General features: G+C 49.7%; 19 protein-coding genes. 3 read left to right on the top strand and 16 right to left on the bottom strand.

From position 1 onward, the window contains the following. The 3 genes from ACYVAM_RS21285 to ACYVAM_RS21275 are packed head-to-tail and all read right to left on the bottom strand — an operon-like array spanning position 1 to position 2265. Entirely contained in the window at positions 1 to 771 is a 771-nt protein-coding gene (locus tag ACYVAM_RS21285) for a glycosyltransferase family 2 protein (RefSeq protein ID WP_461070745.1), read from the bottom strand. After that, positions 768 to 1382: a WcaF family extracellular polysaccharide biosynthesis acetyltransferase gene (locus ACYVAM_RS21280; protein ID WP_461070743.1), complete on the bottom strand. Its 615-nt coding sequence runs from the start codon at positions 1380 to 1382 to the stop codon at positions 768 to 770. Before ACYVAM_RS21280 ends, ACYVAM_RS21285 begins: the two co-directional genes overlap by 4 nt. Next, positions 1333 to 2265 carry a glycosyltransferase family 2 protein gene (locus tag ACYVAM_RS21275; protein ID WP_461070741.1) on the bottom strand — a complete coding sequence of 311 codons (933 nt, stop codon included), beginning with the start codon at positions 2263 to 2265 and terminating at the stop codon, positions 1333 to 1335. The genes ACYVAM_RS21280 and ACYVAM_RS21275 overlap by 50 nt, the downstream gene beginning before the upstream one ends. 135 nt (positions 2266 to 2400) lie before the next feature. On the opposite strand from ACYVAM_RS21275, the gene ACYVAM_RS21270 reads away from it, so the two are divergent. The 3 genes from ACYVAM_RS21270 (at position 2401) to ACYVAM_RS21260 (ending at position 6169) form a co-directional block, all read left to right on the top strand. Next, complete coding sequence (locus ACYVAM_RS21270) at positions 2401 to 4386, top strand: sialate O-acetylesterase (protein WP_461070739.1); 1986 nt, start codon at positions 2401 to 2403, stop codon at positions 4384 to 4386. 65 nt (positions 4387 to 4451) lie between these two features. After that, positions 4452 to 5216 carry a methionyl-tRNA formyltransferase gene (locus ACYVAM_RS21265; protein ID WP_461070737.1) on the top strand — a complete coding sequence of 255 codons (765 nt, stop codon included), beginning with the start codon at positions 4452 to 4454 and terminating at the stop codon, positions 5214 to 5216. A 98-nt stretch (positions 5217 to 5314) separates the two neighbouring features. Further along, entirely contained in the window at positions 5315 to 6169 is an 855-nt protein-coding gene (locus tag ACYVAM_RS21260) for a polysaccharide deacetylase family protein (protein WP_461070735.1), read from the top strand. 1 nt (position 6170) lies between these two features. On the opposite strand, the gene ACYVAM_RS21255 is transcribed toward ACYVAM_RS21260, so the two are convergent. From ACYVAM_RS21255 to ACYVAM_RS21195, 13 genes are all read right to left on the bottom strand, one after another. Then, positions 6171 to 7325, bottom strand: a complete 1155-nt coding sequence (locus ACYVAM_RS21255) for a glycosyltransferase (RefSeq protein ID WP_461070733.1) — start codon at positions 7323 to 7325, stop codon at positions 6171 to 6173. Between the two features lie 63 nt (positions 7326 to 7388). After that, positions 7389 to 8771 carry a hypothetical protein gene (locus ACYVAM_RS21250; protein ID WP_461070731.1) on the bottom strand — a complete coding sequence of 461 codons (1383 nt, stop codon included), beginning with the start codon at positions 8769 to 8771 and terminating at the stop codon, positions 7389 to 7391. Between the two features lie 79 nt (positions 8772 to 8850). Further along, positions 8851 to 9747 (bottom strand): glycosyltransferase family 2 protein, encoded by an 897-nt coding sequence (locus tag ACYVAM_RS21245; protein WP_461070729.1) that lies wholly within the window; start codon positions 9745 to 9747, stop codon positions 8851 to 8853. Between the two features lie 8 nt (positions 9748 to 9755). Next, a complete protein-coding gene (locus ACYVAM_RS21240; RefSeq protein WP_461070727.1) occupies positions 9756 to 10865 on the bottom strand; it encodes a glycosyltransferase family 4 protein in 1110 nt (369 codons plus the stop codon). A gap of 113 nt (positions 10866 to 10978) precedes the next feature. Continuing rightward, positions 10979 to 11992, bottom strand: a complete 1014-nt coding sequence (locus tag ACYVAM_RS21235; protein WP_461070725.1) for a hypothetical protein — start codon at positions 11990 to 11992, stop codon at positions 10979 to 10981. A gap of 18 nt (positions 11993 to 12010) precedes the next feature. Further along, the gene (locus ACYVAM_RS21230) at positions 12011 to 13036 is read right to left on the bottom strand and encodes a glycosyltransferase (RefSeq protein WP_461070723.1); all 1026 of its coding nucleotides are present in this window, start codon (positions 13034 to 13036) and stop codon (positions 12011 to 12013) included. 8 nt (positions 13037 to 13044) lie between these two features. After that, complete coding sequence (locus tag ACYVAM_RS21225; protein ID WP_461070721.1) at positions 13045 to 13872, bottom strand: DUF5672 family protein; 828 nt, start codon at positions 13870 to 13872, stop codon at positions 13045 to 13047. After that, positions 13869 to 14903 carry a glycosyltransferase family 9 protein gene (locus tag ACYVAM_RS21220; protein WP_461070719.1) on the bottom strand — a complete coding sequence of 345 codons (1035 nt, stop codon included), beginning with the start codon at positions 14901 to 14903 and terminating at the stop codon, positions 13869 to 13871. The genes ACYVAM_RS21225 and ACYVAM_RS21220 overlap by 4 nt, the downstream gene beginning before the upstream one ends. 2 nt (positions 14904 to 14905) lie before the next feature. Then, positions 14906 to 15976 carry a glycosyltransferase family protein gene (locus tag ACYVAM_RS21215; protein ID WP_461070717.1) on the bottom strand — a complete coding sequence of 357 codons (1071 nt, stop codon included), beginning with the start codon at positions 15974 to 15976 and terminating at the stop codon, positions 14906 to 14908. 43 nt (positions 15977 to 16019) lie between these two features. Continuing rightward, positions 16020 to 17147 carry a glycosyltransferase family 4 protein gene (locus ACYVAM_RS21210; protein WP_461070715.1) on the bottom strand — a complete coding sequence of 376 codons (1128 nt, stop codon included), beginning with the start codon at positions 17145 to 17147 and terminating at the stop codon, positions 16020 to 16022. Between the two features lie 208 nt (positions 17148 to 17355). Further along, positions 17356 to 18009: an acetyltransferase gene (locus ACYVAM_RS21205; RefSeq protein ID WP_461070713.1), complete on the bottom strand. Its 654-nt coding sequence runs from the start codon at positions 18007 to 18009 to the stop codon at positions 17356 to 17358. A 58-nt stretch (positions 18010 to 18067) separates the two neighbouring features. Then, on the bottom strand, positions 18068 to 18769 hold the full coding sequence (locus tag ACYVAM_RS21200) for a WbqC family protein (RefSeq protein WP_461070711.1): 702 nt from the start codon (positions 18767 to 18769) through the stop codon (positions 18068 to 18070). 4 nt (positions 18770 to 18773) lie between these two features. Continuing rightward, a complete protein-coding gene (locus tag ACYVAM_RS21195; RefSeq protein WP_461070709.1) occupies positions 18774 to 20840 on the bottom strand; it encodes an ArnT family glycosyltransferase in 2067 nt (688 codons plus the stop codon). Between the last annotated feature and the right edge of the window lie 16 nt (positions 20841 to 20856).

Here is a 20856-nt window from a genome sequence, read left to right as displayed (position 1 = left end):
TTACGTATCAAAAGTTTCCGGCGGCTTGCTTACATATTGTTTAAGCTTGCGTAAAGGCTTAAGCCAAAATGTGAAAAAGTAAGGCTTCAAGTCATTGAGTTGCCAGGCTAATTGATCTTCCCGGTTGGCCCGGAGCCGATTCTGCAAACTGCTGTTACTGATGCCGCCTGCCCGCATGACAATGGTCACTTCATTCATGTAAGCAAGTTTGGCTTTATTTTTGTGAATGAACCGTAACATCAATTCGTAGTCCGCAGCGCTTTTCATATCGAGTCGAAACAGACCATATTGGTCATACAGCTTTCGCTTGGCAAAAAACGATAAGTGCCCCGGCATCCAGCCCCATAAAAAGGCATTGTCGCTGTACCAGCCTGATCGCCAGTAGCGTTTTAATTTTTTGGTATCGTTCCGGTCTACGTAGAGCATGTCGCCATAGACGGCATCGCTGCCCGTTTTCTCAAACGTGGCGACCATGTTCTCAATGACCCGGTTATGGCGGTAAAAGTCGTCGGCGTTTAGCAAACCGATTACGTCGCCCGTGGCCAATCGAATCCCTTTATTCATCGCATCATACAGGCCTTTGTCTGGTTCTGAAATGAATCGGGCAACTTTCGTGCCGTATGAGTTTACGATGTCCACCGTGCCATCGGTCGATTTCCCGTCTACTATAATATACTCGATGTTGGGGTAGGTTTGGGTCAGAATTGAGTCGATACAATCCCGAACAAATTCAGCCCCATTATACACCACGGTTATGATCGATACTTTCACGCTTTGATGTTTCGTTGCCGGACCCAAACGGCCGGATTTCCCTGATAAATACCATACGCTTCCAGCGAACGGGTGGCGACCGAATTAACGGCCAGTACCGCATGCGATTCGCAGCGAACACCAGCACAAACGATCGATTTAGCCCCAATCCAGACGCCATCAGCCAGAGTAATTGGCCGGGTTGTCAGGTCGAATGTTGACCGGCTGTAATCATGGTTACCGGTCAATAATAGGGCCCCCTGCGACAGACAAACGTTGTTGCCAATGTACACTTCGCTCAGGTTGTCGATCCAAACCTGTTCCCCAATCCAGACTTCATTTCCTACGTGAAGTAACCAGGGATACTTAATATTCACACCGGGCTTCACCACGACCTTATTGCCAATTTTTGCACCAAATAACCGTAGAATGGCTATCTTGAGCGAAATCGGGAGTGGTAAATACGTATTTATAAAGAGCGAATTCGTTATGAACCAGAGAATAATTTTCCAGCGTGGGCCAGGATTATACCAGCTAATGTTAAAACGGGATAGATCCGTCTTCCCGTTTTGCTGGTCTGGTTTATGACTGGCCAACCCGCTCGGGTCGGTTTGGTCGAAGGTCTTTGCCATATTCCGTGAGGAAATAGTTGATGATTGCGTCTTTATCATGTCCAACCCGAATGCTTACTTCCAACAGTTTGGCATCGACAAGAAAACGGTACCAAAGCGCCTGAAGAGAACACCAGACAAAGCCCGGTCGCCCGTCCAGAAACCCCATCCGAATAAAATAGCGGTAGATGAAGTACAGGATTGGGCGCGTAAACAGGGGAAGCGAGGCATATTTTTCCTTTAAAAAGCGCATGCGCTGATCCTGGGTACCAAATAAGTTAGCCTCAACGGTTTCGGCCTGATCGAACTGGTAACGGTAGTTTAGCAGATTGATCATTTCCAGAATCGTGTAATGATTATGCTTCTGGGTCCACCAGGTTAAATTGTTAAGATTGTGGTCAACAATATCATGCGAAAACTGAATCGATTCTCCTTTGGTGAGTTTAATATGCTCATCATGCCACACCTGCTCACAGAAGCCATCACCCCGTCGCCACAGCCGAAGCAGCCAAATAGGATAAAACCCACCATGACGCATCCAGCGATTCAGGAAAAATACACGTCGTTTTACGTAAACGCCCCCTACCTGAGCAGGCAAACCGGTGAGCCGTTGATTGATTTCGCTGGCCAATTCGGGCATTACATACTCATCGGCATCCATGCGCATCAGCCAGGTTGTGTCGAAGGGCGTGTGTTCAATCCCGTAATTGAATTGAGTTGCATAGTTCACCCAGGCATTCTGAACAACCGTAGCGCCCATTGACCGGGCTATCTCAACCGTTCTGTCGGTTGAAAATGAGTCAACTATGAATATTTTATTTGTAAACGGAAGCAGGCTCTGTAAACAGCGAGTAATGTGTTTTTCCTCGTTGTGCGTCAGAATGATGACGGATACGTCGGTCATACGCTAGGTTACCATCGAAGCGAAAAAGTGGCTTTTTCTGATACAGTTTTGGTGTAAAGGCTTTATTTTTACTCGTCTTTTTATGGATCGAGAAATCATGCAATATTATAACTTTTTTTATACTCCACAAAGCTAATGAATAGACTTTACATAGGTGTTATATTGTTTTTGTACTATTTCTCAGCCTCAGGGCAAATTATTTTTCAGCAGCTACCCCGTACGCTCCAACTCTATCCACGCGACGCCAACAACCAGGCGACTGTAACAATAAGTGGGCGTATGGATAGCCGTGGATACACAAAAATAGGTGTACAGGTGTTCCGGGAGGATTCTCTGACAAAGGTGATCAGCCAGGTGCTGGTGCCTACAGATAGCTCCGCTGCCTTTACGTTGTCGCCCGTGATCAAAGCAGAACCTGCTGAATATTCGTTTCGTGTCTTTATTTATAAAAATTCTGATTCTACCCTGGTTGCCGTCGCTAATCGGGTTGTTTGCGGAGATGTGTATATTCTGGATGGACAGTCAAATGTGCTGGCCCTGACAGATCTTGATGTTTTGTACTCCTTTAACTTCAATGATAAATACCTGCGTAACGTCACGTATCCGTATTTGGGGTCTCCGACCCAGATGAGCTGGTATCCGGCCAAGCAGCCCTTTGGTACCGTCGGTGGCTACGGCCTCACCTTGCAGCGGCTGATTCTGGAAAACTTTGGTATCCCAACCTGCATCATGAACGGCGGGAAAGGTGGTACGGATATTGTCACGTTGACAGATCGGGACCCCATTAATCATGCTAATCCGATCACGCCTTATGGTGACTTGCTCAACCGGGCAAAATGGGCGGGCGTAGCGACACGGACAAAAGCCATTATCTGGAAACAGGGCGAGGAAGATGCCGGTAGTGGGCTTCCCGGTTATCCGGCCAAGTTTGCCAAGCTATATAGTCAGTTCCGGGAAGACTATGGGAATGCCCGCATTTACGTTGGGCAGATCAACATTCTGTCAAACCCCTCGGATAGTGCAGCCGCGCTGCGCGATTTTCAGCGACGCACAAAATACCTCTTTGCAAACGTAGACGCCATTGCTACCGTGGGCACACCGGGTTACGACGGGGTTCACTACAGCGGAGTAGCCCACCAGCGGCTGGCTTTCGAGCAATTTCGGCTTATCGCCCGCGACATTTATGGATCGAAGGATACGCTGCAAATCAATTCGCCCGACGTAAAGAAAACGTTCTATAACAACCGGAAAGATTCGATCACCCTGGTATTCGATGATCAAATGCAGATGGTCTGGAAAAAGGACACCACCTTCTATAATTTTGCCACCGGGGCGCAGATTGCCTATCGCCAACAGAAAGACTTCTTTTACCTGGATGGGCAGTCTGGCCTGGTCACGGATGGGGTGGCCAAAGGTAACCGGGTGACCCTCAGTTTAAAACAACCCGCTACGGCTAAGAAACTCAGGTATTTGCCCGCTTTTTTCTCTGATGCGGCCTCTCCATTTTATGATGGACCGACACTCCGAAATACGCGGGGTATGCGGGCCTTTTCATTCGACGGCGTACCCATTGCCGACGCCATTGCCCCTGTGACAACCCTGGCAGCAAGGCCTATTTCTGAAAAACAGATTCAGCTGAACTGGACGGCTTCTGCTGGTTCGCAAACGCAGTTTCTGGAACGAGCCGATGACACACCTACAACGTTTAAACTAATTGCCACCCTGAACGGAACGGCAAATACCTTTACCGACCCCGACCTGCCCAATATGTTCGGTACGTATTATTATCGGTTGCGGGCGCTCAGTGCAGTTTCTGAATCGACGTACAGTAACGTGATCAGCGCACGACCACTGGTGCTGGGCGTTGAACCAACGGAGCCGGTAGTGCAGCTGTATCCAAATCCAATAGCGGCCGACCGTACGCTCTATGTGCAAACGGATCTGGTCACGATTACGGATGTAATCGTACGCGATGTGCTTGGCCAGACAGTAAAGAACTGGCATGGCGCTGCCCGGAAAACACTGTCAATTGCTCTGAACGATCTGGCAGCGGGCGTCTATTTGGCCGAACTTCAAACGGCCGATGGGCAGTTACTTCGCCGGAAAGTGGTGGTTCGTTGATAAACGAATACTGGCTTTCTGGTCGGAATATGTAGTTTTGTGTCTCCAATACTATCTGACCATTTATGCGCCTTGTGATTCTTACGCAGGATGACCCGTTCTACCTCGCCCGTAACATTGATTATCTGCTCAAAAAGTTACCACCCTATGCCGAAGTCGTGGCAACGGTCGTGTTCGATGTATCGCCATTTGGCAAGCGGGAAAGCTTCAGCGAAAAAATAAAGAAGACCTACGATATTTTTGGCTTACCGTTTTTCGTGCGGTATGGATTTAAATTCGTAACCTCCAAACTAGACAGTCGCAACAACGTTCGCAAAGTGCTGTCTGACCGGAATATCCCGCTGATTCACATAGAAGGAAATATCAATAAAGACGAAAACCTGGACAAACTCAGAGAGTATAAGCCCGATCTGTTTGTCTCGATTGCGGGGAATCAGATTTTCAAACGTAAACTGCTGGATGTAGCCACGCATGGCTGTATCAATTTGCACACGGCTTTACTGCCTAAATACCGAGGCTTGATGCCTTCCTTCTGGGTGCTCAAAAATGGGGAAACGCATACGGGCGTTTCGGTATTTTTCGTCGATGAAGGGATTGATAATGGCCCGATTCTGGTACAAAATAAACTTGCCATTGGGAACATGAGCCAGGCCGAACTGATCGATGTGACAAAGAAGATGGGCATGGATGCTATCCTTGAATCCATCGACAAAGTGCACACGGGGAATTATGAGTTGATCGAGAACGACGCGTCTCAGATGACTTACTTCACGTTCCCGACCCGCGAGGATGTGAAGGCCTTTCTGGCAGCCGGAAAGCGGTTTTATTAAGGAGTAGATAAGTTAGCCAGGAACCTGTTTTAGGTCATGGGCCGATGGTTGGCTGCTGTTATGTGGAAGCAGCTTACTCACGTACTGACCGTAAATTCATGAATATACTGACGTTTGATATTGAAGAGTGGTTTCATATTCTCGATAATGCATCGACTCGTACGGAGGCCGAATGGAGCCGCTACGAGACCCGGATTTACCAGAATATGGATCGCATTTTCCAGCTTTTAGAAGACACCAACAGCCGGGCTACGTTCTTTTGCCTGGGCTGGGTGGCTGATAAACACCCCGATATCATTCGGCGAATCGACGCGGCTGGCTACGAAATCGCGACCCATTCGTATGCCCATCAACTGGCCTATGAACAAACACCCGCTGAATTTCAGGCTGATCTGGTGCGCTCTATCAAGCATTTGCAGGATCTGACAGGCAAAAAAGTTCGCTCCTATCGGGCACCGGGTTTCTCGATCAAGGAATTTAACCGTTGGGTATTCCCGATTCTGATTGAACAGGGTATTGAAATAGATTGCTCCGTGTTCTCGGCCCGCCGTTCGCACGGGGGCGACGCATCGCTGAATATGTTTGAGCCGGGTTATTTGAACGTAGAGGGTACGCTGTTAAAAGAGTTTCCGATCAACACGGCGGCCGTACTGGGGCAAGACTTGATCTTTTCAGGTGGGGGGTATTTCAGGCTGTTTCCGTATCGGATCATCAAGGGCTTCATGAAACGCTCCGATTATGTGATGACCTATTTTCACCCCCGCGATTTCGATGCCGGACAACCCATGATTCCGGGCCTGAGCCGGGCCCGGCAGTTCAAATCGTATTATGGGCTGGAAAATTGCCTGCCCAAGCTTAAGAAACTGCTGCTGGAATTCCCATTCGTCGACCTGTCGGAAGCTGACAATCAGGTCGACTGGGCAACGGTGATCCAGCGGGAAGTAAAAAAGTAGTTTACTTCTTCCTGACTACCTTTACGTATTCATCCAGCAGTTGCTTGGCAACAATATCAATGTCGTATTTGGCCTTCAGTAAAGCCGTCGCGTTTTTACTGACTTGCAGGCGCAGCTGATCATTGCCCAGGAGTTTTTCCAGGCCATCCCGCACGGCTTCCGGGGTTAAGCTGGTTAGGAGTCCAGCCGCTTCATGGGCCCGAATCGTCTCGCCAAAGCCCACCCGATCCGATACCAGCGCAGGAGTTCCGGCAGCCATGGCTTCGAGAACAGCCATTGAAAAACCTTCCGAATAGGAGGGAAGGGTGAATAGATCAGCATCAGCCAAAGCGGCTTTTTTATCATCGCCCGTCAGCATACCCACCATCCTGATAGAGTCGCCAAGATTATGCTGGTCAATGAATTGACGGGCTGTTGCTTCGTATCCATCATCGGAGCCAGCCAGGGCCAGTACCGTATCCGGATGCTGCCGAACGTAGTCCCGGAAGCCGGGTAACAGTAAATCAAGCCCTTTCTTGGCATTCAGACGGCTCATGAACAGGACTAACTTCTTGTCCACGGGCAGGTCAAATTTCTGGCGAAAACTACCTTTTGGGGGAAGTGTCGTGAAATCGCTCATTTTTACCCCATTGGGAATGATAACGATGTTGGGGTGCGCATGCCCGAGGTAGCGCACGACATCGGCCTGCTCATCGACATTATTTATCTGGACCAGGTCTGCCCGTTGCAGATAGGCCTTCTGGGCCAGCGTGTCTATAATCTGTTTTTTCCAGTTGTTATGCGCGTAGACCCACCGATCCAGCACGCCATGAATAGTGATGACTTTGGCAACGGATTTATCGAGCATAAAGGGCGCCAGCACCCCGAAATGCCACAGTCCATGGCAATGAATCAGATCATATTCGTGCGCATGCTGCTTCAGAAACTGGTACAGTTCACCGGAGAATTCGCGAAAAAAACGACTGATAACCGGCGTTCGCTGGCACAGAATCAGCCGTGCCCCATCCGGTAGCGGATAGGGTTTTTCGCCGGGGGATATTGGACTGAGAATGTCTACCTGATGCCCGTACCGGAGAACGACTTCTGTATGATCGAAAATGATCTTGGGGGGGCCACCTGCTTGCCAGGTGTACGCGCAAATATTTAAAATTCGCATATATACCGCGAAATAACCGATTAATTCTTGATTTTACGAGTCACTACAGCAGTGGGCTACGCATCAGATGGGTTGAGCCGTTGGGACAACAGCAAACTCGTCGTGTTTATTGACGGGTGGTTTGTTCGATAAATAGGCGGGGAATAAGTGCTCAACGCCCACAAACCGAATCATGAGGGCCAACGGAAACCAAAAGGATATTTCGTTAGGGCGCCCGTTGGTAAATAACTGAACGAAGATAAGGAGATAGAAATAAGCCAGAAAGGTGCTTAAATCATTCGGGTTGGTGCGCATGATTCGCACGGCATCGTAGAAAACCAATCCATTGATGCCGCCAAATAGAAGCAAACCTAATATACCGTGATTGGTAAAGGCTTCAATGATCGGAACATCCAGATACGTGTATTTGTAACCGTAGCCAAAAACCAGCATATGAATGTGGTCGCCCGACAAAGAGTTTCGAAGAAATATACCACTCACCGATCGGTTGGCCGCTGAATCATCGAGAACGGCCTGATAGTCGACGCCTTGTGCTTTCATGCCTAGCAGAGCATACACGTTGTCCAGATTTTTCGCCAGGAAGCCGGATAAGTAATCGTACAGAACGAGGTAGATCGTGTAATACCGTTGAAAAAAGTAGATGATCCCCATAAAACCAACCACCATAATCAGGATGGGTATGGGCTTGACAAGACTACGGACGGCTGAGCGAATCTGAGTAGGCCGAACGTTAAAGTACATAAATAAAATTACGGCCAGAATCAGCGCCACAATGGCCGACCGGGTTTGCGTCAGTACCAGTACGGCCAGGTTGACGGCACCCGCAAAGAAACAGAGCAGTTTGAGCAGGACATTGGATTGAGGTCGAAATAAACCAATACCGCAGGCAATGATACCGATGAAGGCATTGCGGGAAAATACGTGTGGGTTTCCTGACCCTTCATCTCCATTGTTGAGGGTAATGGTGGCCCGTTGTCCGATGGCCCATGTAGGATCGGTTATCAGGGCGTAAATAAGCCCCAAGTTCGATACCAGGGTAAAGAGTACCACAATCGGGATAAATACCGGAATAATGTCGTTGGGGATATTGATCAGCAGAAATAGAAAAATCAGGATATAAACAAAGTAGATCATATCCTTGTCATAATCTTCAAAGCCAGGCACGCCATTAAAAAAGAACATGTAGAAGATGATGAGCAGCAGAAAGGTGATGCCCATCCAGAAGGTGGTCGTATTAGGCCGATATAACCGACGAAATATCGTGAACGGAATCATCAGTAATAAACCGCCCGCCAGGGCAGCCGCGGTAAAGGTTGTGCTCGCCGGAGCCAGTTTCATGGTTTCCCGAAAAAAGAAAATAAGCGGGTAACCATCCACAATAATACAGATACCAACAACCATTCGCATATAGTTGAGTGTCTGCACAAAGCGAATGAAATTGTTCATATAAGCTTACTGGTTTATAGTTTGTACTAGGTCATTTTTTGCTGATCACGACAATGGATCAGCTAGCGAAATTACTGAATTATTGCCTTGACCGGTTCAGGCGGAGCCGATGCTGCACGTACCCAAATTCTCCTTTCAGGATAAACGTCAATAATTTACGCAACCGGCTGTACCGTTGCCAAAAGGACGCCCCCAGCGACGAGGTAAGCATCGGCTGGTACCTGTCTCGTACCAGTTGATGCTCCTGAAGTCCGACGGTAGCCGCTATGGTTGACGATTTAGCATCGGGCTGCACCCGAAAGCCGCCCCAAAAGCCGTTTACGTGCCGGAAGCGCATGCCTGGCTGAACGCCTAGTCGAGCTACAATTTCGTAATCGATTACGAACCGAAGGCTTTCGTCAAGCATGCCATACTGAATCAGCCGTTCGCGTCGGATAAACAACGATTGATTGAATACCTGCATGCCTTCGTAGATGTGACATTCAACGGAAAAGTCCGGTGCCCGCATCTCCTCCAGAATAACGTCTTCTTCATCTGTAATGTACATGTCGCCGAAAAAAACATCGGTATCCGGCGCTTTGCGCCAGGCATCGGCTACATTCGATAGGGCATTTGGCGCAAACACATCATCCGAGTTCTGAAAGGCAACATACTCCCCCGTTGCCCGTCTGAAGCCTTTGTTTATGGCATCCGTCTGGCCTTTATCTTTCTCACTGACCCAACCGGCGAGATACGGTTCGTATTTCTTGATAATATCCAGGCTACCATCTGTAGAGCCGCCATCCATGATGAAATATTCCAGATTTGGGTACTGCTGGTTAAGTACGCTCAAAATAGTGCGTTCCAGATACTGTGCCTGGTTATAGGAAGGGGTAACGATCGTTAATTTTGGATAGGCCTGTGCGTTCGCTGGTTTAGCCAGTGGACGGTAGGGCTGTGTTACAAACGAACGAAGGGATTGGGATGCCTGGCTCATGCAGTCGATTAGGAGAGAGATTTATAGACCTCTAATGTCTGTCGGGCCGTTTTGTCACAAGAAAAGTTGCGCAGTCGCTCCGTACCTTTCTGGCGTAACGCTGCCTGAAGGGCATCATCCGTCAACACGCGTTCAACAGCCTCGGCAATGGAGTCATCATCTTCAGGGTCGAAGTACAAAGCCGCATCGCCCCCTACTTCGGGTAATGAACTTCGATTGCTCAACACCACTGGGCAGCCACTGCTGTAAGCTTCCAGGACCGGAATGCCAAAGCCTTCGTTGAGCGATGGGAAGACAAACGCCCGGGCATGTCGGTACAGAGCGATCAGACTGGTATCATTGGCTGGTCGATAGTGCACACGGTTAGCCAGCCCGGATGCGTAAAACAAGGCTTGTTCCCCAGGAGTGAAGGCACCTCCGCCCGCACAAATGAGGTGCGAATCGGTATGGCGGTGTAATACCGGTTGAACGGCCCGAAAGAAGCCATCGAAGTTTTTATATAACCCACGTTTGCCAACATACAGCAGATAGGGGGCGTCTAAAGGTGCAGCAAGGCTTTCAGAAGCTGGTAACGACTCACCCAGGGTAGTGCCCAGATGAATTACTTTTATCTTTTCCGGCTCGACGGGGAAAAAGCGCAGAATTTCCTGCTTCGAGAACTCCGAAACCGAAATAATGCAGTCGGCCCGACGAATTAATTGTTTTTTCAGTTCGTATAACCCTTCGCCTACTTCTGGATATTGCTTGCCGTAGCGTTCGCTGGTTGCATCGTGAAAGGTGAGCACAAACGGCTTTTTGCCAATAGCATTTAGAAAATACTTATGGTAATACGTAGGATGGAAAATATCGAATTTACCGGCCCTCACTCGTTGAAGGCTATATAATCGGTTCAGTACGGAGGCAATTCTATGGGCGTTCCGTACCTGTGCCAGACTCCGGTAGCGTAGATGGCGACTGAACGAAGTTTGATCGAGGTATTCGTTATTGGATAACCGAAGCGATAGTTCAAATTCAATATCGGATCGTTTAGCAAAAGAACGCATCAATTCGAAAAAATAACGTGAAACGCCCCCGTAGGATACGCCCGTGAACGATTGATGGTCGTAGAGTACTTTCATGAAGGGAAATCTACAACCCAACCGGGTTGTATTTTTCTGAGATGATTTACCTGCAAAAATAGACTTATTGATTGATAAAACCTTACCAGCCGGTTATTATTCGGTGAACGTCTTTAGTTTATAACAGGAATGTGCACCTGATCAATAAAACGGGTCAGACGTTGCAGGGATTCTCGGGCAGTGGATCGCCAGCCACGTAACACGACCGGTTCCGGTTGCTGTCCATAGGCGGGCCTTGTCGTTCCAGCGGCCAGTGTCTGGTAGGTTGCCAGGCGTTGGCGATAGCTAGTCAGTAATGAGCCGACCGCAGGGTATTGGGTAAGCTGAAGCCGGTTCTGGTAGGGAAAAAAACCTTCATCTGGGTTTGCCAGACCTTTAAAATTAATGAATTGCAAGGGTTGATTTTCTCCTCCTGGGCCAGATACCAGCCAGGTGCTATCCTCTTTTTGAATGGTTCGTTCGGGAAGATTCCAGAGGCCAACATGCCATCCCGGATTTCGAATGACGCGCACGTCCCGGAAAAAAACGGGTACGTGCATCAACCAAAGCTGATCAAGGCACTGACCAGCACAGAAGTCAATAAAAGCGCGCTCCCTCACCCGATCATCCCACCAGGCCAACAATCGGTCGGTTTCGTCTGATCGGCTAAAAGCCAGGAAGTCAGCATTATACAGGCCAACGTTCTGGAAAAATTTTTCATCCGGCCAGTAGGAATCACCAGGACTCCTGGTGATAAAGGGCGTGATCAGGGCGGTCGATGTAGCAAGTTGTTCCCAAATGGCAGACAGTGAACCCAAAAATTGAATAGCCGAATCGGCATACAACAGCTTATCCTCCTGAGGAAAACGCTTGAATGCTTCCGTAATAAACAGAGGCTTGCAGGCTGCGGCAAACTCAGTAGGTGTATACCGGGCAGACAGAGCTTCCAGGGCTGCGGGTGCCAGCAATTCCTGTATAGGCAGCAGGGGATAAGGCGAGACAAAGCCAGCGGGTAACTGAGCGGGATCGTCGGCCAACCCGATCAAAACCAGTGGTTTATCGGTTTCCTGGGTTGTATGTTGACTGAAACTGTCTCCCAGCGCGAGCGCCTGGGGCAGTTGACGGATAGTACAGATGGTTAGTAGCACAGTGGATGCAAAACTACATCATTCGAGTATATCCCCCAAAACAGCCAGATAAGGGGCGTACCAGTTGGCCGATGCATCGGCATAGCGTTTGTAGTTACCCTGTTGCAAACTGCCCAAAACTGGCCCTAGCCGTTTTAGTCGGTTATGAGGTAAATTACTACGCATAGTAAAATGGGCTAATCGCCGGTGAAGCATGGGAAAACCAGGGGCATCAGCCGGTAGGCGTTCGGCCAATAATTGATTTAGTTTGGTGAATTGCCCTTGTTTTTGTTGAAGAGGGGCCAGCTTACGAGCCCGATGCCGGGTAAACCGATCCCGGAACAAGATAGCCTGTGGCGCTTCGGAAATTCGTACACCTATTTGCTGCTGAACGTGGGTACGGTATAGTTGAAGGGGCTTGTCAATGTATGAAATGGCGTTGCTGGCTGCCGCAACCAACGCAATCCAGCCGTCGTAGATATAATCGGCGGGTAAATCAGTCGGTATGGGGAGAACATAGCTCAGGAACGACCGCCTGACGACCGACGCACTACCCATCATTCGATTGCCATCGAGTAGTATTTCCATGGCTTCGCCCGAGCGCCAGCGGGCCTGAGCAATGGCGTTGAATCGGACGGCCTCCCATACCCGGCCCTGGTGGTTTTTCAGGTGCTCATCGGTAACCCAGGCATCGCAAAAAGCTACCTGCGTCTGGGGGTGCTGGGTCATGTACTGGGTCAGGGTGGCGATTTTTTCCGGTAACCAGAAATCGTCCTGGTCGCAGATGTAGATCAGGTCGCCGGTGCAGGCTGCCAGCGCCCGCTCGAAGTTTTTATTTGACCCTAGCCGTACCGGATTTTCGAGGATGCGCACGGCAAAAGGAGCCTTGGCGGCTAATTCGGTAAGCAGGTCAATTGTACCGTCAGTCGATTGGTCATCGCAGATGACGACTTCGTCGGGCAACAGTTCCTGCTCAAGTAAGCTTTTCCATTGGGCCGGTAAATGGGCCGTACCATTGTACGTACAAAGTGCAATGGAGATGGATGGACGGTGAGATTGAGTCATGCGAACGATCAAATTTGATAGCCATACCTGGCAAAAATAGGACGCCAGAAGTCGGTTCCATGAATGTCCCAGGCGTGACAGCCAAAGGGCAATTTACCATGGTTATAGTGCTCAATTGCCCACTTTGGATAAAATTCAACGGAAAAATAGAGGGCTTTCCGATAAGAAGGTATTCGCAAACGTGGCCAATATCGATTCACTTCAATGCCCCAAAAAACATCTTCGTGGTATTGGTGCATAGAGATCTGGTTATACTCCGCAATTTTTCGCTCATATCGCTTCAGGCACTTCAACATGGCCGATACGCGCCGGAGCGTCAGGCCGCCGTTTCCAACACCATTCAGGTTAATGATTTCGCGGGGCGTGATGCCGTCGTCTTTTTTCAGGTTGAGCCAGGTGGCCACCCGTTGCCGAAGGGTGAAATCGAGCTGATCCATCCAACCTGTAAAGTCCCGATCACGCAACCACGGAGCGCCGATGTAGTCGTACTGCTGCTGGCACCAGTAGGCCAGATCATCCTGAAAGACAAAGGCGTCCAGTTGATGAATCAGCAGGTATTCCTGGTCGGAAAAAGCTTCGTAAAATTCTTCGGAAAGCATCAGGCGATTGTAGCCGTCGATGCTATTGAAATAACTATCGTCGAAAGTACGAACCTGTAGCGAAGGGGCAATCTGGTAATAGGCAGAAACATCGAGCGAATGGGGAGCCGCTAACAGAATCGGGTAATTGGCCAATACCCGCGCACATTGAGTCAGGGCAATTGTCTCATAGGGCGTGAGCTGGGATTTATAGACCGGTAAAACGACATTTACGCGTGCGGAAGGTGGCTGCTTCATACAAGTTTAGACTGGCCCAGCTGTCTCCGCGTTGCTTCCTGCACCCAGGCATAAGGCAGGTCGGCACACGGATGGCCAAAATCATTCAGAATAGTGATGCCTTCTCCCCGTTTGTAGCGGCCGGAATAAGGCAGATAATCGACAAAGTCGAACAACTGGCCCAGCAGAATAATGGCTTCGGTATGCATGGCATTCGCCATATGGGCCGGGCCACTATCGATGCCAATAAACAGGTCGGCGCTCCGAATAACTTCGGCGGTTTCCAACAAACTGAGTTTGCCGCAAAGGCTTATGCTTCGCGGATGAGTCAGGGTAATGGTCGTCGCCTGACCGACTTCAACAACCGGATACGGGTACGTGTCCAGGAGCCATTCGACCAGTTTATTCCAGTTTGCCGCAGGCCAATCCTTCAGAACGTGGCTCGACTGGCAGTGAATGACAATGGCGTGATTGGGCAGATGCAGGGCCTTGACGCCTTGCCGTATTGCGTCCGGAATATACATTTTCGGTTCACCAGATAAGCCGGGCAAGCCAGCCGCCTGCGAAAATGTATGCAACAAATCACCGCGATCCAGGTAATTATCGAAGGTTAACCCGATTTGATCAGCGGTTGGGTTAACCGGGTCTTCCGGACAATATTTACATTTCCGGTGCGAAATATGCATGTTGTAAACCTTGTCGTAGATGCCCGACCGAAGGAGTTGAACTCGTTCGCCGGGGCATTTTTCCAGTAAAAACCCATCGAGATTCGGGTTGTATTTGACCAGATCGACGAAAGGCTCACGGACAACCCAGATGATGTAGCCGTTAGGATGAAGTCGACGAACTTCCCTGGCTACCGGCTCACAGGCAATGATATCGCCCATTTGTTCCGACAGGATAATGGCCACCAGAGGGCGATTGCCCAGCCGTGACTTGAGTAGCCGCAACTGGATGTATTTTAGGGCAAACGACCAGAACTTCCCAATGATATGGGTAAACTTATGGTAGCGGTGTATCCAAAGATCCTTAAAGCGCGGTCCTTCCGTCATATCTAGCGAGATTCTAAGAGCGCAATGACTTTATTGAATGGCTTTTTCAGCAGTTTACGAACTCGTACGTACCGCACTGACTGGGGTGGTTTGATATAAACGCAGGGATAGGTCCGGTACAATTCATTGTGATTGGCTAGTAACCGGGTCCGGTATAAATCAAACAAAGGCCTCACATCGGGCCGTTGCTGCTCCGGCTGATCAAGGTAGCGAGACGATCCCGTTGTGGTTCGGGTGGCAGGACTTGCAAAGCCAAACCGCGTTTGATGTTTGGAAATATCATCCGGCTTGTCCGTATTGTAGCCGCTGAAATGAAAGAACTGCAGTTGTTCCGTTTTATCTGGTGCAGCCATTTCCCGACTAGAACTCACCAGCCATTCTCCCCGATCGCCCTGACTTAGATACCGCTCATGCAGATTCCAGTACGCCATATTGTAGCCTAAATGATGATCGATGAGGACGTTTTCGTGATAGACAGGAGCGAAGTTCACCCAATGCTGATCAACAAAAAGACCGGCACAGAGGTCGATCCGGCACTCGTATACCAAACGATCTTTCCACCAATCAACGAATTGACGGGCCGTAGCATTGTTACTTAGGCCAATGAAGCCAAGGTTGTAGATACCCGTGTTGAGGTGATGCTGTTCATTTGGCAATTCCCAGTCAGGAATCGGCGACAGCGTATGCGGAGTCAGCACCAGGCTGTACCTGTTTAAGGCGTCGTTTAGTTCGTGCAGCGGCTGAAATACGATAATATCCGGGTCAAAATAAATGACCTGGCTGGCATCCGGGTACGTTTTGTAAAGGTAATCGATGTAAAAAGGCTTGACGGCTGTGTTCAATTCCGTTATATCATACCGGTCGCACATAGCCGCGAAATCAGGAATCCCGATGGTATGCACTTCGATCATTGGATAATCGGGCATCAGCGTATCGGGTAAATTGGCGTCACTCAGTTTATCGACCAGGCCAATCAGGTAGGTATAATCTGGATTGGTTTCCCGCAGAGAATCTCCCAGGGTTCGAGCCTGAGCTAAGTAATTTATGGAGCAGATTGTAAATGCAATGGTCATAGAGCAGGCACGGCAAAGCAAACAGAAGTACGTAAGCTGTTGCTTAATGCCGGGTCAGTTTAGTAAACAAAGTTACAAGAGTTTCGATGCTTTGTTGCGCTGGATGTCGTTCCAGAATTTTTTGCGCCAGCCGTCTGCCCATCATTTGGCGCAACTCGGGTGTGTGGAGCAGCTCAAGAACCCGGTTACTCATGGCATCGAGATCGAGGTATGGAACCACGAATCCGCCATCGGCCTCGATCAGTTCGGGCGAGCCACCAGCCTTGTCAAAACACACAACGGGCACATGACACAAGCCCGCTTCGAAGACAACGAGCGGGTAGGGGTCTTCGCGGGAGCACAACACAAAAACATCGAATCGGCTCATGTACCGCAACACATCCGGCGTAGGCTGAATCAAATGTACCCGATCGGCCAGTCCCGCCTTGCGAATATCGACCAGCAAGTCATCGCGAAGCGTGCCTTCGGGGACGCCCACCCACACAAAATGAATGGGTTGATTTTCGTTCGTTTCCCGGCCAATTACCTGACGGGCCAGCGTAACAAACAGGTCATTGCCTTTTCGCCACTCGGCATTCCCGCAGCCTCCCACAATGAGCGCATTATCTGGTAGGCCCAACGATGGATAAATACTGGGTTGCTCCAGCGCTTTCTGTACGTTTCGTTCCAGCGAAGGGGTATCGATCAGCGTATAGAGCGTGATGCGGGCGGGGTCGAAGCCATGTTCTTCCGCATAATAAGCGGCTGTTGCTTTCGATACGGACAGCAATTGCGTGGTGCGGCTCAACAGATAAGCCAGCTCATCGGGGCGGGTGTAGATCCGCACCGACATATCCAACTCGTGCACAAACGTAACGATCGGTGTCTTTTCCGGGATGTCCAGCTGCCTGAACCAACGGCTGCTCGTGACGGTATTGACCAATACCAGATCAAACGTGTCCAGCGCCAGCTCCGCCCTGATTTCCTGTTGGCGGGCTTTTTGCTTCCGTTCATAAAACTGCTCCCAAAGTCCCAGCTTACCCAACACTTTATCAGCCAGATCATTGACGACAAAGCGGTCGGGGGCAGGCCATAGCGTAACCGGACAAATAGCCTTGTAGTCGTCTAGAAGCGGACCGCCTTCGCCCAGAAGTAAATGCATCGACAGGCCTTCTGCCTTCAGCAAACGCATTAAGTTCAATAAGACAAGCTGTGCGCCAGCGCGGTTGGCATCGTGGCCGATGAGAAGCGTTTTCAGAGTATGGGATTGGGTTTACGGTTTGTGGTTTATAGTTTGTGGTTCGTGGTTTATGGCGGACCGGCGGAAGCAATACACGTGCGCCAGCCAACCGTGCGACGGAACGCCGTATGCTACAAACCGTAAACCACAAACCACCAACTTAATACGCTTCGTAGCTTGGTTTGGGTAGCTTTTTGGCGGGGTTGCCCAGGTATAAGCCCCATTCGTCGGTGTCTTTATAAATAGCCGAAGCCATGCCGACAAGCGTACCCGTCGCGATATGAAGAAAATCGCGGATAGTGCTGTTTACCCCAAAAAAACAGTACGGTTCAATGACGCAATGTCCGGACATGACCACGTGCGACGTGAAAAAAACATGGTCTTTTATCTGGCCATGGTGCCCAATGTGGTTGCCACTCCAGAGCACAACATTGTTGCCGATGGTGGTGAAGGGCTGAATGGTATTGTCTTCCAGAATAAAGCAGTTTTCGCCAATCTGGTTGCCAAACAGCGTTGCTTTTGAACTGATATACGAAATGAACTCATAACCTTTCGCTTTGGCTTCCAGGTAGATCCGTTCGCGGTTGCGGTTCATATTCCGCCCGGTCATGGGGGCGAAAAACTTATATTCCTGGGGTGGGAATAGCGTCTCAACGTCTTCGAACGCAACTAGCGGTAACCCCTGGAATTCGGTTCCGGTCATGTATTCGCGACTGACGGTAAAGGCCGCTACATTGTGTTCTGAGTCGTGTGTGAGGTAAAAATGGGCTAGTTCAGCCGTATCCATTACCCCGAAAATGATAACCTTTGCCATGCTTTTTAGAATGATAAATGATGAAAGATGAGTTAGTCACTAATCCATCATTCAAGTATTACACCAATTCATACTTGCCCAGTAGCTCCCGAACGCTGGCGATGTCGTTGAACATCAGAGCGTCCAGAATGGAGAGCCAGGGAACAAAGTCACTGCGGCCGAATTGCGGGTACTGCACTGGTTTGGCCTTGATAAAATGTAAGTTGATGCCACTCTCCTCAAAGGTTGGCTTGTCGTATAGATCAGTACCGCCAATTGGGTTGATGTACCGGGTTGCCTTTTCCTGCCGGCAAATATCCAGTATACGTTCCTGTGCTTTCAAGTCTGCGTTTGCGTAAATCGACGAAGACGCAACCAGCCGGGTCGTAATGCCCAGGTACTGATTCAGTTCGACGAGACTAAAGTAGACTAAGTCAGCAATTGAATCGGTAGAAAAATTGATTATTTTTTCCGTGAGCGGCATAACCTGTTGATAGCAGGGTGCTTTTCGATAGCCCTGTTCAATGGTTTTTAGCAATTTACTGCGCCACTTCGGGTCGTCTGCCAGATGCACTTCGTTGATGCGTTTGTTCTGGCTGGCGTCCTTGAGCGGTATGGTAAACAGGTGCTCCTGTCCATTGATCAGCAATCGGTTACGGTTTATCCAGCCCCGGTTAATGAACGATACGTCGTCGTACAGAATAAACGTATCGACAGCATCCATCAGTTGCATGTAGCCGATGTAGGGCAGGAAATAAGGCTGCATGATGGCGATGGTCATTGACTTAATGGAGTTTTCGTAAATAATAATCTTCGCCCGGCACGATCATCAGGGCACGCATGGTGGTATCCGTTCCCAGGCGTATATCGCCCGGCTGCGGAGTTATCACACTCTTATCGAAGAAAAGATAATCCGCATTTTTGGGAATTGGCTTCAACCCCTGTTCAAACGGATGAATGGCAATCAGTCGGCGAGACAGCTCAGGGCCATAAAGCGGGTATTCATAATCATCATTGATCGTTGCCAGCGCCACGGTGGCGTTAGCGGGTACCAGTTCATCGAAGCGTTTGTAGGGGATATACGTATCCGGACGGCCAATCGTTATCTGACGAATGCGATCCGCGTGAAAGGCAGAGGGAAAGGCGATACCATCGGGAGCTGTCCAGGCAAACGGCAGCGCGCGCGTATTCAGAAAAACGCACATCAGGGCCGACATACAGCCCAGCACCGTAACAAGGCCAACATACCCTTTCCAGATGGTTCGTTTGGGGACGTCAACGGACGTACGGGGATGCAGAAAAATCAACGCCAGAAACGTAATGCCGAACAAGCCGGTTTCAATGAAGTAACGCCCTTTGAACGGATCGTAAGGAGCTGAGTAGGAGAGAGCCGCGAAATGAAGCAGTAAGGCTATGCCCAGATAGAGGTGGGGCGTCGACCGAATAAAGCCAACCAGCACCAGAATCAGTAAAGGCAGAATAAGGCCAAAGCCAAAAATACCCCAGTACGGATTGGCATTATAAAAGACAAACTTCCGGTCGAAAGCGAAGGGCTGAATGGAAAAGTCGGTCTCTTCGTCGAGTCGCATGTGTAATTTATCTTCGACCAATACCAGCGGCTGGCGCATGGCATGGTTGATGGCAGCCCCCGCTTTTACATTCCGAATACCATCCAGATTGATGTGATCGAAGCCATACCGAACCATATTGCGGCTTCCCTGTTCCAGCAAATTGCCCAATGACCCGGCCCGCTCCACCGACTGATGTTTAAGTGCCGTGGGCGGCCCAATGGGATGACCAAATACTTCGATGTTTTTCAGATAGCCCGTTGGCAATGTCCATAAGCATACCCCGACGACAATGGCCCCCGCCAGTCGCCAGGTTCTGCCGAAGGTAATCGCCAGCGAACGCGAGAGGAAAACCGTATAGATCATGATGACGAATACGGAAGGCAGTAGTAGCGCAAACGTAATTTTGTGCCCAAAGGCAATGCCAAACGCCATACCTGCCAGATACAGATAGCGATTGTCGGCTGCCTGCTGTGCTCCCGTACTCCGATACGTAAACAGCATGTACAGCAGAACGCTCAGGTAAGCAGTCAGGACAATATCGGTTTCGGTGGTAATGGCCTGCATCAGAAAATCGGGCAGCAGGGCATAGGCCAACGCGCAGAAAAAACTGGCCGATAACCGGTTCTGTCCAATGCGCTGGACAATACCAAACACAGCGATAATGGCCGTCCAGTAACTCAGATGATGTATAAATTTGAAGCCGTTTTCGAAATGCCCGGTCATCAAAAAGGTGTAGATCTGAAGCGTACACACACTTTTTGGGTAGGTATCGATATTCCAGTTGGTGCCACCGAAGTGCCGCATCGTACCACGCTGTACGTATTGCATGACCCGGTTCAAGTGGCCCGTCATACTATCCCATTCGTTCGGTACGGTGAACAGCACCAGCAATAAATTGGTAACGGCAATAATAGCCAGTGTTATGAAGAGAATGGAGAAGAGAAACCGGGAGTAGGCCGACAAGCCACTGAACCAGGCCCGACCAGTTTGCCCGCGTTCCTGAACAAGTTGCCTCACCGAAAACCGCTCCTGTCGGGGAATGAGGAAGGTTAAAATCGCCCCTAGTACAGTTACCGTAACAAAGACCGACCCTGCCCAAACGAGGGCATTGGCTGTTTGATAAAGTGCCGACAGGATAAAGCCGGTCAGAATGACACTCCCGGCACCTAGTAAAAAGGTCGTCAGCCACCATTCGGTTAGCGATCGTCGGCACACGCGTGACGATAACCGACCAACATAAATGACAAACAGAACGAGAGAAAGAAAATAAAGAATACTCATGATGATTGCTGCTCCT

This window comes from Spirosoma horti, assembly GCF_054776595.1.
This window is presented reverse-complemented; position numbering and strand designations above follow the sequence as displayed.

Bases quoted from the DNA above. Each gene is read 5' to 3' on its own strand.
- ACYVAM_RS21250 (WP_461070731.1), bottom strand. From the start codon at position 8,771: ATGAACAATTTCATTCGCTTTGTGCAGACACTCAACTATATGCGAATG.
- ACYVAM_RS21255 (WP_461070733.1), bottom strand. From the start codon at position 7,325: ATGCGAATTTTAAATATTTGCGCGTACACCTGGCAAGCAGGTGGCCCC.
- ACYVAM_RS21260 (WP_461070735.1), top strand. From the start codon at position 5,315: ATGAATATACTGACGTTTGATATTGAAGAGTGGTTTCATATTCTCGAT.
- ACYVAM_RS21270 (WP_461070739.1), top strand. From the start codon at position 2,401: ATGAATAGACTTTACATAGGTGTTATATTGTTTTTGTACTATTTCTCA.
- ACYVAM_RS21195 (WP_461070709.1), bottom strand. From the start codon at position 20,840: ATGAGTATTCTTTATTTTCTTTCTCTCGTTCTGTTTGTCATTTATGTT.
- ACYVAM_RS21200 (WP_461070711.1), bottom strand. From the start codon at position 18,769: ATGACCATCGCCATCATGCAGCCTTATTTCCTGCCCTACATCGGCTAC.
- ACYVAM_RS21215 (WP_461070717.1), bottom strand. From the start codon at position 15,976: ATGACCATTGCATTTACAATCTGCTCCATAAATTACTTAGCTCAGGCT.
- ACYVAM_RS21210 (WP_461070715.1), bottom strand. From the start codon at position 17,147: ATGCGTTTGCTGAAGGCAGAAGGCCTGTCGATGCATTTACTTCTGGGC.
- ACYVAM_RS21245 (WP_461070729.1), bottom strand. From the start codon at position 9,747: ATGAGCCAGGCATCCCAATCCCTTCGTTCGTTTGTAACACAGCCCTAC.
- ACYVAM_RS21225 (WP_461070721.1), bottom strand. From the start codon at position 13,872: ATGAAGCAGCCACCTTCCGCACGCGTAAATGTCGTTTTACCGGTCTAT.
- ACYVAM_RS21265 (WP_461070737.1), top strand. From the start codon at position 4,452: ATGCGCCTTGTGATTCTTACGCAGGATGACCCGTTCTACCTCGCCCGT.
- ACYVAM_RS21275 (WP_461070741.1), bottom strand. From the start codon at position 2,265: ATGACCGACGTATCCGTCATCATTCTGACGCACAACGAGGAAAAACAC.
- ACYVAM_RS21240 (WP_461070727.1), bottom strand. From the start codon at position 10,865: ATGAAAGTACTCTACGACCATCAATCGTTCACGGGCGTATCCTACGGG.
- ACYVAM_RS21220 (WP_461070719.1), bottom strand. From the start codon at position 14,903: ATGACGGAAGGACCGCGCTTTAAGGATCTTTGGATACACCGCTACCAT.
- ACYVAM_RS21230 (WP_461070723.1), bottom strand. From the start codon at position 13,036: ATGACTCAATCTCACCGTCCATCCATCTCCATTGCACTTTGTACGTAC.
- ACYVAM_RS21205 (WP_461070713.1), bottom strand. From the start codon at position 18,009: ATGGCAAAGGTTATCATTTTCGGGGTAATGGATACGGCTGAACTAGCC.
- ACYVAM_RS21280 (WP_461070743.1), bottom strand. From the start codon at position 1,382: ATGGCAAAGACCTTCGACCAAACCGACCCGAGCGGGTTGGCCAGTCAT.